The organism is Mesocryomonas fontinalis (assembly GCF_055730125.2).
This window is the reverse complement of sequence record NZ_JBUZWG020000005.1, coordinates 382295-394779: the sequence shown is the minus strand read 5'-3', so window position 1 is coordinate 394779 and position 12485 is coordinate 382295. Positions and strand designations below refer to the sequence as shown.

Here is a 12485-nt window from a genome sequence, read left to right as displayed (position 1 = left end):
GTGGCGATTATTTAGGACGTCGGCTCACGGAACGCTTTCCGGGCTCTCTCAGTTCAAGGGCCCGACACGCCTGCGTCGCGGCCCGACATGACGTCCCCGCTTTTTGTCTCCCATCGCCGGCCTCGCCGTACCGATGGCCTATCTGGAGTAATCTCATGTCCGAAGCGATTTACGATCGTCCGGTCGTCGCACCGGCGGTGCCAACCGGTCTGCGCCGCGTCTCCTGGGGCGCCATCTTTGCGGGTGCGATCCTGACCCTCGTCATCCAGATCATGCTGTCGCTGCTCGGCGTCGGCATTGGTCTTGCCACGCTTGATCCCGCTGGCAACGGCTCGCCGGATGCGGCGACCCTCGGCTCGGCAGGCGGCATCTGGACGATCGTTACGGTGCTGATCGCGACCTTCATCGGCGCCTATGCCGCTGCCCGCCTTTCGGGCGTTGGCGAGAAGACCGACGGCGTGCTGCACGGCATCGTCACCTGGGCGACTTCGACCCTCGTCATCGTCTACCTCCTGACATCGGGCGTCTCGGCTGTCATCGGCGGCACGTTCGGCGCTCTCGGCAGCTCGATCTCGGGTCTGACCAGCGCGGCGACCTCGCTGACCCCGAACTCGCTCTCGGCTCTGCCGGATGGCATCGAGTCTCAGGTGCGTGGTCTCCTGCAGCGCGGTGAGCAGCAGGTCAATCAGGCGGCAACCGACGCCCAGCAGCAGGGCCAGCAGGCGGCCAACACCGCCCGCCAGGCGACCGGCGAGGCTGACCTCACCAAGGCCATCCCGGAAATCGCCGCTGGTCTCAGCAAGGATGCGACACCTGAGCAGCGCCAGGCTGCCGTGACCGTCATCTCGCAGCAGGCCGGCGTGCCGCAGGCCGAGGCCGAGCGTCGCCTGACCGAGTTCCAGGCAACCTACGACCAGGCCGTCGAGAAGGCCAAGGTTGCTGCCGACAAGGCTGCTGCCGCCCTGTCGACCGCCGCTTTCGCGACGTTCATCGCATTGCTGCTCGGCCTCGTCGTCGGTGCCGTCGGCGGCTTGGCCGGTCGTCCGAAGCCACGCGTCGTCGTCGCCCGCGTCTAAGCGGTCCTCAACACCTCCAGTGCCGAACGGCGGAGCGCCCAGCGCTCCGCCGTTTTCGTTTGGCGACGCGTTTCGCAGCCGTTTCCGGCAAAGCGTCACCCGCCGTCGCAAAATGAGCATGATCTGAGGCTGAAACGGCTAGCGTGCCCCGCATGGTCGATCGGGTCCCCGCGCCCGTCTCGCGCTCCCGGCTCTCGCCTTTCAAGGATTATCGGATGCGTCGTTTTTCAGCCTTCGCGCTGGCCAGGGAAGCCTTCCGGAACCATACGGGCTGGGGCGAGCAGTGGGCATCGCCTGAACTCCGCAAGCATTACGACGTCATCATCGTCGGCGCCGGTGGGCATGGCCTCGCCACCGCCTACTACCTCGCCAAGGAGCATGGCATCACCGACATCGCGGTGATCGAGAAGGGATGGCTCGGCGGCGGCAATACCGGACGCAACACCACGATCATCCGCTCCAACTACCTCTACGACGAGTCGGCCGGGCTTTATAACCACGCGCTGAACCTCTGGGAGGGTCTGTCCCAGGAGCTGAACTACAACGTCATGTACTCGCCGCGCGGCGTGATGATGCTGGCACACAACGTGCACGACCAGCAGGTGTTCAAGCGCCATATCCACGCCAACCGGCTGAACGGCGTCGACAATGAATGGCTGACGCGCGAGGAGGCGCAGGCCTTCTGTCCGCCGCTGAACATTTCGCCCGATGCGCGCTATCCCATCATCGGCGCCGCCCTGCAGCGGCGCGGCGGCACCGCCCGGCACGACGCCGTCGCCTGGGGCTATGCGCGCGCGGCATCGGCGATGGGCGTCCACATCGTCCAGAACTGCGCGGTCACCGGCATCCGTCGCGGCGCCGATGGCGCGGTGAAGGGCGTCGAGACCTCGCGCGGCTTCATCGGTTCGAAGAAGGTCGGCGTCGTCGCGGCCGGCTCGACCTCCACCGTGATGGAGATGGCGGGCATCCGCATGCCGCTGGAGAGTTTTCCGCTGCAGGCGCTGGTCTCCGAGCCGATCAAGCCGATCTTCCCTTGCGTCGTCATGTCGAACACCGTGCATGCCTATGTCAGCCAGTCCGACAAGGGCGAGCTGGTCATCGGCGCCGGCACCGACCAGTACCCGTCCTATTCGCAGGCGGGCAGCCTGCACATTCTCAACCACACGCTCGACGCGATCACCGACATGTTCCCGATGTTCCGGCGGCTGAAGATGCTGCGGTCCTGGGGCGGCATCGTCGACGTGACGCCGGACCGCTCGCCGATCCTGTCGAAGACCCCGGTCAAGGGGCTTTACGTCAATTGCGGCTGGGGCACCGGCGGCTTCAAGGCGACGCCGGGCTCGGGCAACGTCTTCGCCCACACCATCGCCCGCGACGAACCGCACCGGATCAACGCGGCGTTCAGCCTCGACCGCTTCGTTACCGGGCGCTTCATCGACGAGGCGGCAGCGGCCGCCGTCGCGCACTAAGGGGATAAAGATGCTGCTCATCCACTGCCCCTATTGCGAGGGAGCCCGTCCGGAGACGGAGTTCCGCCATTCCGGCGAGGCGCATCTGAAGCGCCCCGAGGGCTCGGCTGGCCTCAGCGACCAGGCGACCGCCGAACTCCTGTACTTCCGCTCGAACGAGCGGGGACTGGTCTTCGAGCGCTGGCGCCACGTGCACGGCTGCGGCCGCTTCTTCAACGCCGCAAGGCACTCGGTCACCGACAAGTTCATCACCACCTACAAGGCCGGCGAGCCGAAACCCAACATCGATGCCGAGGGACGTCTGGTGGCGGAAGCCGGCTTCGACGCCAATGTCGAGCCAGGTGTCATGGGCGACGCCGAGCACACGCCGGTGGCCCGCACGGAGGCGCAGCAGTGACGTCCTATCGCGTTCCCGGCCGCGGCCGGCTGAAGAATGCCGGCCGCATCGCCTTCAGCTTCGACGGCAACCGCTATGACGGCCTCGACGGCGACACGCTGGCCTCGGCGCTCCTCGCCAACGGCGTGCATCTGACCGGCCGCTCGTTCAAGTATCACCGGCCGCGCGGCATCCTCGGCGCTGGCTCGGAGGAGCCGAACGCGCTGATCGAGATCCGCCGCGACAAGGCGCGCCGGCAGCCGAACATCCGCGCGACGATGCAGCCGCTCTATCACGGGCTGACCTCGTTCAGTCAGAACCGCTTCCCCTCGCTCGCCTTCGACATCGGCGCGGTGAACGGCCTCCTGTCGCGCTTCCTGCCGGCCGGCTTCTACTACAAGACCTTCATGTGGCCGAAGTCGTTCTGGGCGAACGTCTACGAGCCGAACATCCGCGCCGCCGCGGGCCTTGGCAAATCGCCGACCGAGCCCGATCCCGACCACTACGCCAACCGCTTCGAGCACGTCGACGTCCTCGTCGTGGGCGGCGGGCCGGCCGGCCTTTCCGCGGCGCTCGCCGCCGGCGAGAGCGGGGCGAGCGTCATTCTCTGCGACGAGGGTTCGAGCTTCGGCGGCTGGCTGAAGGCAGAAAGCACCGTCACCATCGACGGCGTCGACGGCATGGCCTTCGTGGCGGATGCCGTCGCCCGGCTGAAGGCGCTGCCGAACGTGCGGCTGATGCCGCGCACCACGGCTTTCGGCTACTATGTCCAGAACTTCGTCGGCCTGACCGAGGAGCTGACCGACCACCTGTCCGAGCCGGACCCGGCGAGCCCGCGCGAGCGGCTGTGGCAGGTGCGGGCGGCGAAGGTGGTGCTGGCGACCGGTGCGATCGAACGGCCGCTGGTGTTCCCCGACAACGACCGTCCGGGCATCATGCTGGCGGGGGCAGGGCGGACCTTCCTCAACCATTACGGCGTCAAGCCAGGCAACCGCGTCGCGGTGTTCACCACCCATGATGCCGCCTATGCCGCCGCCTTCGACCTGAAGCGCGCCGGCGTCGAGGTGCCCGCCATCATCGACCTTCGCGACGAGCCGGATGCGGCGCTGACGCGGGAGGCGCGCAGCCTCGGCATCGAGGTGCTGACGGGCTATGGCGTCGCCGCCGTGCGCGGCGTCAAGCGGATCCGCGGTATCACCGTTTCCGAGACCCGGTCCGGCCAGGACCGCCGCGGCTTCGACTGCGACGCGCTGCTGATGTCGGGCGGCTTCACGCCCTCCGTCCACCTGTTCTCGCAGTCGCGCGGCAAGGTCGCCTTCGATGCCGACGTCATGGCCTACGTGCCGGGCGAGGCGGCGCAGGACAATGTCAGCGTCGGCGCCTGTGCCGGCGACTTCGACCTTGCCTCGGCGATCGACAAGGCACGGGCTGCCGGTCGCGCGGCCGCAGGCGCCGATGTCACGTCCGGCGCCGGCGTCTCGGTCGAGGGGGCCTCGCACTTCGAGGGTGGCTCCGCTGGCGCGACGCCGGCGGCCGGCCCGGACACCTACGGCAAGGCTTTCGTCGATTTCCAGAACGACGTCACCGCCAAGGACATCCGCCTTGCCACCCGCGAGGGCTTCCGCTCGGTCGAGCACATCAAGCGGTTCACCACCAACGGCATGGCAACCGACCAGGGCAAGACGTCGAACATCCACGGCATCGGCGTCGCGGCCGAGGCGCTTGGCGTGACGATGCCGCAGGTCGGCCTCACCACTTTCCGCGCGCCGTTCACGCCGGTGACGTTCGGCGCGATCGCCGGCTTCTCGCGCGGCGACCTGTTCGATCCGATCCGCAAGACGCCGATCCACGACAGCGCCGAGGCCGAGGGTGCGGCGTTCGAGGATGTTGGCACCTGGAAGCGGGCCTGGTATTTTCCGCGCGGTGCCTCGATGCACGCGGCGGTCAAGCGCGAGTGCCGCGCGGTGCGCGATGCCGCCGGCATGTTCGACGCCTCGACGCTCGGCAAGATTGAGGTCTGCGGCCCGGATGCGGCCGAGTTCCTCGACCTCATCTATGCGACGCCGATCGCCAGCCTTGCCGTCGGCCGCTGCCGCTATGCGATCATGCTGAGCGAAGCAGGCTACGTGATGGACGACGGCATCGTCGCCCGCATTGGCGAGCACCGCTACCACATCACCACGACGACCGGCGGCGCACCGCGGGTGCTGAACCACATGGAGGACTACCGGCAGACCGAGTTCCCGCATCTCCGGGTTTGGACGACCTCGATCACCGAGGAATACGCGACCATCGCCATCCAGGGTCCGCGCGCCCGTGAGATCGTGACGCCCCTGGTCGGCGGCATCGACATCTCGCCGGACGCCTTCCCGCACATGTCGGTGGCCGAGGGGACGTTCCTCGGCGTGCCCACGCGCTTCTTCCGCGTCTCCTTCACCGGCGAGACCGGCTTCGAGATCAACGTGCCCTCGCGCTATGGCCGCGCGGTCTGGGACCGGCTGCGCGAGATCGGACGGCCGCTCGGGCTCGAGCCCTACGGCACCGAGGCGATGCACGTGCTGCGCGCCGAGAAGGGCTACATCATCGTCGGTCAGGAGACCGACGGCACAGTGACGCCGGCGGACGCCGCGCTGAACTGGGCGGTGTCGAAGAAGAAGGCGGACTTCGTCGGCAAGCGCGGCCTGACCCGGCCGGACCTCGTTCGTTCTGGTCGCAAGCAACTGGTCGGTCTTCTCACCCGCAATCCATTGACGGTGCTGGAGGAGGGCGCGCAGATCGTCGCCGATCCGAACCAGAAGGTGCCGATGACGATGATCGGCCACGTCACCTCGAGCTACTGGTCGGAAACGCTCGGTCGCTCGATCGCACTGGCGCTGGTGGCGGACGGCAATGCCCTGAAGGGCAAGACGCTGTTCGTGCCGATGCCGGACGAGACGCTCGCCGCCGAGGTGACCGCGCCGATGTTCTACGATCCCGAGGGGGAGCGCCTCCATGGTTGAGACCGTCATGACCGCCAGCCTTCGCAGCCTCGACCCGCTCGCCGGCCACTACGCCGCAGGCCCCGGCGTCTCGCTCTTGCCGGTACCGGCACGGCCGAAGGTCAGCCTGCACGGCCACCCCGAGGCGACCGGATTGCTGGGCGAAGCGCTCGGCCTGTCGCTGCCGACCCGGCCGAAGACCGTCACCGAGACCGAAACGCTCGCGGCGCTCTGGCTCGGCCCCGAGGACTGGCTGATCGTTGGCGCATCCGAAGACCCGGACGAGGCGGCAGCGATGATCGATGCCCTCGGGGCGGCGCCGACGCCGGACGTTTCGGCCGTCGACGTCTCCGACCGCTTCATCGCCATCGCGGTCGAGGGACCGGCGGCCGAGGCCGTGCTGTCGGCCGGCTGCCCGCAGGACCTGCGGCTGCGCTCCTTCCCGGTCGGCGCAGCCAGCCGCTCGCTGATGCAGAAGATCGACGTGATCATCTGGCGCCGCAGCGAGACCGGCTTCGAGGTCTATTGCGGACGGTCGTTCGCGGACTACCTCTGGGCGCTGCTGGTCGAGGCAGCCCGCTCGCCGGCGGTTTAGAGTCTAGGCTGCAGCGTCGACTTAATCCTCGACGCTCGTTACCTGGCTCAAGGCCGGAGAGGCGATGAAGGGGCCGGCGGGATGCTGGTCGGCGGCGGTATCGGCATCCCTGACTTTCCGCGTCGTTCCAGCGCTTGCGCGTTGTTGTCGCGGACCTTTTAGAATCGTCATCCCGGGCTTGACCCGGGATCCATTCCAAATCTTCAAACGAATTTACTCCGATCGACATTCCCGCTTTTCTGAACCGGACCGTGATGGACACGGAGAGGAATGGATCCCGGATCAAGTCCGGGATGACGGAAGAGGTTGTCGGCGGGATGGTGATAACGGAGCAAGCGGCCCCATTATGGAGTGGGCTCGCGGCTTCAGTTCAGAACGGCAACCAAGCGCTGCGAACAAAGCTCAAGTCCGCAGCCCGCATTCCAGCGTTCTGAGGCATCCACAATCCGGCCGCCTACCGCACCCGCATGCCCTGCGCACTGTCGAAGTGCAGCGGCTTGTCCGACTTCGGCAAGGGAGCGTCCGAAGGGCCGATGCTCGCGCCGAACTTCCAGTCGGGCGGGCAGATCGCGACGTAGCGGGCGTAGCCGCCGAGACCGCCCTGGAATTTCGGATAGCCGATCGCCACCAGCGCGCCGGTTTCCGGCACCTCGTCGAGGTTGGCGACGCCTTCCGCCTGGGCATAGCCGTTGTGCATCAGCCAGTATTCGCCCTCGAGCGTCGGCGTCGAATCGGTGTCCAGCGGCTCGTGGCCGTGGAACAGGATCTTGCGCTGTTCGTGCAGGAACTTCAGGGCGTCGAGTGAGACGCCGGGAAACTGCTTCAGCTTGGCGAGCGCCGGGTCGGGCCAGGTCTTCGACCAGTCCGAGCGCACGAACACCACCGACCCCTCCGGGATCCGCCCGTGCGCCTTCTCCCAGGCCTCGATGTCGGCGACCTTCAGGTGATAGTTCGGATCGGTCTTCAACTGCTCGACGATCGAGATGACGGCGAGCGGGCGCACCGCATAGGTCGGCGGCAGCTCGTCGATGGCCGGATATTCCGGTGCCCAGTGGGCGGGCGGATCGAGCTGGGTGCCGAGCTGATCCGTCTTCAGGTTGTACTCGGTCGCCTCGAAGCCGTGCTTCTCATAGGTGTAGACATCGCCCTTCTTGGCGTATCCCTCGATGTCCGAGCCGGCCTTAGCGGGCGCGAAAGTCGCATCGGAGAAGCCCGACCAGACCGGAATCGTCGGCGTGATCGTGTGCGTCAGGTCGACATACTTCGCTCCCTTCAGCGCGCTGTCGTAGACGCCCCACAGCCCGTCCGCCGCCTCGGCGGCCGGCATCAGGGCCAACAGCGCGACGCCTGCCGCCAGAACTCTCGCGGATAATCCCATTCGGTCGTTCCTCTCGATTTGCGCCGCCTCGGCGTATCCACCAGTGAGGCGCAAACCTTCGAAGAAGTCGAGATGGGAAAGGGTGATGGTCCTGTCGGCTGAGCTTGCTGGGTGCCATAGCCGAGAATTGAACGGAGGCCGCCTGTAATCTAAACATTACAGATCCTCGAAGTCCGTCAAACCAGCACCTTTCGCGACTGGCTGGACAAGTTGCGGGACCGGCGGGCACAGGAGAAGATCGCACAGAGGCTGGTTCGCCTGCAGGCCGGGCTCTTTGGCGACGCGAAGTTCCTTGGGACTATCGGAGAATCGCGGATCGATCATGGACTGGGTTATCGCGTCTAATTCGCCAGACGGGGGCGGATCGTCGTCATCCTGCTCTGCGGCGGCGACAAGAGCACGCAGGTGCGGGACATCGAGATCGCCCGGATGATGGCGAAAGAACTGGAGATCTAGAGATGCCGCTCGATACTATTCCCTTCGACGCCGCCACCTATCTCGACAGGCCGGAAGCGCAGGCTGAACTTCTGGAAGACGCATTCCGGTCCGGAGAAGCCTCCTACATCGCGGCGGCGCTGGGGGTGATCGCCCGGACGCGCGGAATGTCGGAGGTGGCGCGCGAGGCCGGCATCACACGGGAAGCGCTCTACAGGACGCTGAGTGCCGACGGAGATCCCAAACTATCCACCTTGCTCGGCGTGGTACGCGCTCTTGGCCTGCAGCTTCGCGCCGAGGCGGACCCGGTGGCACCCAAGCGTCCCTAAGCCTCGCTGCCGATGGCGAGAATATGGTTGTCCCAGAGCACCGGCGTCGAGGGTTTTCGGTCTGAACCGGAGGCGAGGTCCACCACGTCGCCACGGCCGCTGGTGGCGAGGAAGCCGGCGCTGGTCGCGGCGAGGCCGCAGCCATCGGTCAGCGTGAATCGACCGGCGGCCGCTCCGGTCGCGGCGTCGACGGTGAGGATGGTGCCGCCGACCGGCGAGGCGAAGGCGATCCGGCTGCCATCGGCATTGGCGGCGACCGAGCCGACATAGTTCGACAGCGCGGCCAGCGGCTCGGGGGCGATGTCGATCATCTTCAAGTCGGCACCCCGCGCAGCGAACCCGACCAGCGGCGGCGTATCGGTCGGGCTGCCCTCGTACTGGCAGCCGAACCAGACGCGGTTGCCGGCATCGATCGCGAGATGGCGGATCGACAGCTGGTGCTGCGCCGGCGGCAGCCTGTGCTGTTCGAGGAGCGCGCCGGAACGGCGGTCGATGAACACCAGCGAGGGCTCCATCGTCGCGATGTTCAGCTTCTGCCGGCCGTAGTCGGGATAGGTCTCGATGCCGCCATTGGCGACGACGATGGTCTCGCCGTCCGGCATCAGCAGCGCCTCGTGCGGGTCCATGCCGTGCGTCGGGTATTCGCCCACACGCTGGAAGCCGGCCGCGACGTCGTAGACGCCGATGAGGCCGTCGGCGGTCTCGATCTCGTTCTCCGTGGCATAGAGCAGCCTGCCGTCCGGCGAGAAGAAGCCGTGGCCGAAGAAGTGGCGGCCCTCGACCGAGGTGATGGTCTGCAGCGTCTTGCCACTAGCGGGATCGAACACCACGGCGAAGGTGCGCGGGCGCCGCGCGAAGGCGACCGCGCGCTGTGAGCGGAGGTCGAAGGTGACGTCGTGGCCGCGGTCGGGCAGGTCGATGATCGACAGGATCTCGCCGCGCTCGGAGAACACCGCGCAGCCGAAACTCCCGTCGGGCTTCTGGCAGGCGGCGCCAAAGACGGCGCTGGCGCGGTCCAGGGCCTCGGCGGCCTGCGGCGCCAATCCGGCGAGGAAGACGGCGCCGGCGCTCGCGAGAAAACTGCGGCGGTCGATGAGTTGCATCTTCAGTCTCCGTCGAGCGAGGAGAAGCCGGCGCTGAGGCCGAGGGCCGGGGCCAGCTGGTCGGCGAACTGGCGCTGCATTCCGTGGGTCAGCGCGAGGATCTCCTCGACGCGCGGCCGCTCGGCCGGATTGGCGACGGCATCCGGCAGCGATACGACAAGCCCGGCGAAGAGCCCGTCGGCCTTTTCGAACTCGGCCGAGATCGCCGCACCGACGCTGCTTTGTTTCGCAGGCAGCAGGCCGGCAATTCCGGAAGCGTCATAAAGTGCCTTGAGCCCGGCGAAATTGGCCTGAAGGCTGGCCTTGGCGAGGCCGGCGCGGGGATAGATCAGCGTCTTCGGATTGGCTTTTTCGATCGATTCCCCGAGGGCCGGGTTGAGGCGCAGGTCGCGCGTCGCCTCGAGGCCGTGGATGAAGATCCCGGCGATCTCCTGCAGCGAATCGTCGAGGCTGCGATAGGCCGGGTTGGTCGGCTTCGGGTCGAGCATCGCGCCGGCGATGCCGTCGGGCGCTTGCCAGCCGGCGGCGATGGCAGCGGTTTCCGCAGCGAGGTTGGCGGTGATCGCCACGCCGAAGCGGCAGGCATAGGCGCCCTCCGTCGTCGCGAGTTGGCCCGCGGTGCTGCCGAACAGCACGAACTCCAGCGCGTTGAGACCCTGGACGGCGACGCTCTTCGCCCGCAATCCCTTGGGATCGGTGGCCGCGGGATCCTTCTGCGCCAGCAGGGCCTGGACCTGACGCAGCGCGACGCCGCGCCGGTCCGGCCAGAACAGGATGCGGTCGATGCGGCTCTCGTCCATGATCGGACCGAAACGCACGAACTCGATGCGCGAGAAGCTGCCGATCAGCGCGGCGAAGTCGGCCCGCGACCGGTCGAGCGCCGCAGCCGAGGGGGCGTCGCAGAGGGCGGTCTGATCTGCCTCGATTTTCGCCGCGGTCGTGGCGAGATCGGCATAGGCCGGCCGGATGTACCCGTCGATCGCACCGCGGACGACGTCGATCTTGCCGGGAGAGCCGTTCGCCGGCGCGACTTGCGCGGCGGCTGGACCGAAGACCGCTGCTGCCGAGAGAAGGAAGGCCAGCAGCAGGGATGGGCGAAGGGGCTTCATAGCGATTCCAGAAAGGCGAGGAGGGCGTCGCGGTCGGCCTTGTCGGAACCCGCGAAACGGTCGCGGGCCGCCTGCGCCTCGCCGCCATGCCAGAGGATCGCCTCGGTGAGATTGCGGGCGCGACCATCGTGCAGGAAAAGGGTGTGACCGTTGACGGTCTTGGTCAGCCCGACGCCCCAGAGCGGCGCGGTGCGCCATTCCCGCGGCCCGGCATCGCCATTGGTGGCGCCGTCGGCAAGGCCCTCGCCCATGTCGTGGACGAGGAAGTCGGAATAGGGCCAGATCAGCTGGAACCGCTGCGGTGGGTCGAGTGCGTCGCGGCTGGTGACGAATTTCGGGGTGTGGCACGCCGCGCAGCCACTGGCATAGAACAGTGCCTTGCCGTCGAGGACCTCGGGCCGGGCGATGTCGCGGCGGGCGGGGACGGCAAGGTTCTTGGAGTAAAAAGTGACGAGGTCGAGCACGGGATCGGGGGCCTCGACCTCGCCGAGCCGAGCCTGCACGCCGTTCGGGGCATCGCGGCAGACCGCCTGGGCGATCGAGCATTCGCCGAAACTGTCGGTCACCAGCGGGGTCGAGATGCCGATGTCGCCGGAAAACGCCTCGGCGGTCTGCGCCTTGATCGTCGGGGCGCTGGCCTTCCAGCCGAAGCGGCCGAGCACCGGCGCGCCGGTTTCGGGATCGCGCACCATGCTCGCCTTGCCGGAGATGCCGTCGCCGTCGGCATCCTCGGGGTCGGCATGCGCCAGGATGTCGGCGGCGGGTATCTCCTCGACCAGGCCGAGCCCGATCATCGGCGGCGCGACCCGCGGCGAGAGAATGACGTCCGGGGCCATCGGGCCGTAGCTGAGGTCGCTGACGCTGTAGGTGGGGTGGCGCAGGCTGACGACGCTTCCGTCGCCGAGGTGCACCGGCGCCTCGGTATAGGCGATGCGCATCCGGCCTTCGGGCTTCAGCCCGGGAATGGCGAAGTTCTGCAGCTGCCCGCCATAGGTCGGCTCGGGGATGCGCAGCATCGACTTGTCGGCAAGGGACGCCTTCTCGGCCGCGGTGTGCGGGGGCACGGAGAGGCGCAGGAACATCGACACCGCCGGCTCGTCCCCGAGCGGCGGCTGGCCGCGGCCGTCCTTCAGATGGCAGCTCTGGCAGGAGCGCGCGTTGAACAGCGGGCCAAGGCCGTCGGAAGCTTCGGTCGAGGAAGGCGACGAGACCCAGAATTTCCGGAACAGCGCATTGCCGAGCTTGAACGTGTCCTCGCCTTCGAAGGGCTGGTTGGCGGCGATCTGGCTGAAGATGTCGCGGTTGACGATCTTCTTCGTCGTGCCGGCGCCGCCGGGGAGGGCCTCGAACGGCTCGGGCTTGGTGAAGGCGGTCGCAGGCCGGGTGACGGCGGCGACGCGCTTGAGGTCGGCCGGCGTCAGGTCGCCGCGAACCGCCGGGCTTTCACCCAGCGCCGCGATGACGGGAAGCGATGCGGATGCAGCCGAGAGGGCCGCCAGCATCAGGATGTTGCGCAAGGTGGACATGGACGCACGCCGTTTCGAACGCGCCGCGACCGCAGCGGCTGGGTGGTCTTAGCGTGTTGGTGCGGGCAGGGCAGCCGGGCAATTGTCGCACCGCCCCTCGTCCTGCCCGCT

The 12485-nt window shown here is 67.7% G+C and carries 10 protein-coding genes; 6 read left to right on the top strand and 4 right to left on the bottom strand.

Translation table 11 applies throughout. The features are described from left to right. Nucleotides 1–155 precede the first annotated feature (155 nt). The 5 genes from ACZL02_RS15035 (at nt 156) to ACZL02_RS15015 (ending at nt 6494) form a co-directional block, all read left to right on the top strand. Nucleotides 156–1076 (top strand): hypothetical protein, encoded by a 921-nt coding sequence (locus ACZL02_RS15035; protein WP_472936697.1) that lies wholly within the window; start codon nt 156–158, stop codon nt 1074–1076. Nucleotides 1077–1291: 215 nt separating this feature from the next. Then, complete coding sequence (locus ACZL02_RS15030) at nt 1292–2545, top strand: sarcosine oxidase subunit beta family protein (RefSeq protein WP_472936698.1); 1254 nt, start codon at nt 1292–1294, stop codon at nt 2543–2545. A gap of 10 nt (nt 2546–2555) precedes the next feature. Then, complete coding sequence (locus ACZL02_RS15025) at nt 2556–2942, top strand: sarcosine oxidase subunit delta (protein WP_472936699.1); 387 nt, start codon at nt 2556–2558, stop codon at nt 2940–2942. Next, nucleotides 2939–5920: a sarcosine oxidase subunit alpha family protein gene (locus ACZL02_RS15020; RefSeq protein WP_472936700.1), complete on the top strand. Its 2982-nt coding sequence runs from the start codon at nt 2939–2941 to the stop codon at nt 5918–5920. The genes ACZL02_RS15025 and ACZL02_RS15020 overlap by 4 nt, the downstream gene beginning before the upstream one ends. Then, on the top strand, nt 5913–6494 hold the full coding sequence (locus ACZL02_RS15015) for a sarcosine oxidase subunit gamma (RefSeq protein WP_472936701.1): 582 nt from the start codon (nt 5913–5915) through the stop codon (nt 6492–6494). Before ACZL02_RS15020 ends, ACZL02_RS15015 begins: the two co-directional genes overlap by 8 nt. Nucleotides 6495–6948: 454 nt before the next feature. Here ACZL02_RS15015 and ACZL02_RS15010 read toward each other — a convergent pair whose 3' ends face one another. Further along, a complete protein-coding gene (locus tag ACZL02_RS15010) occupies nt 6949–7872 on the bottom strand; it encodes a cyclase family protein (protein WP_472936702.1) in 924 nt (307 codons plus the stop codon). Between the two features lie 458 nt (nt 7873–8330). On the opposite strand from ACZL02_RS15010, the gene ACZL02_RS15005 reads away from it, so the two are divergent. Next, on the top strand, nt 8331–8636 hold the full coding sequence (locus tag ACZL02_RS15005; protein WP_472936703.1) for an addiction module antidote protein: 306 nt from the start codon (nt 8331–8333) through the stop codon (nt 8634–8636). Here the strand turns inward: ACZL02_RS15005 and ACZL02_RS15000 are convergent. From ACZL02_RS15000 to ACZL02_RS14990, 3 genes are read right to left on the bottom strand one after another with little or no spacing between them, the layout of a single operon-like run. Further along, nucleotides 8633–9739 carry a DUF1513 domain-containing protein gene (locus tag ACZL02_RS15000; RefSeq protein WP_472936704.1) on the bottom strand — a complete coding sequence of 369 codons (1107 nt, stop codon included), beginning with the start codon at nt 9737–9739 and terminating at the stop codon, nt 8633–8635. The two genes, ACZL02_RS15005 and ACZL02_RS15000, sit on opposite strands and share 4 nt — an antisense overlap. A 2-nt stretch (nt 9740–9741) precedes the next feature. Continuing rightward, nucleotides 9742–10848: an imelysin family protein gene (locus ACZL02_RS14995; protein ID WP_472936705.1), complete on the bottom strand. Its 1107-nt coding sequence runs from the start codon at nt 10846–10848 to the stop codon at nt 9742–9744. Continuing rightward, nucleotides 10845–12374, bottom strand: a complete 1530-nt coding sequence (locus ACZL02_RS14990) for a di-heme oxidoreductase family protein (RefSeq protein WP_472936706.1) — start codon at nt 12372–12374, stop codon at nt 10845–10847. Before ACZL02_RS14990 ends, ACZL02_RS14995 begins: the two co-directional genes overlap by 4 nt. Nucleotides 12375–12485 lie beyond the last annotated feature (111 nt).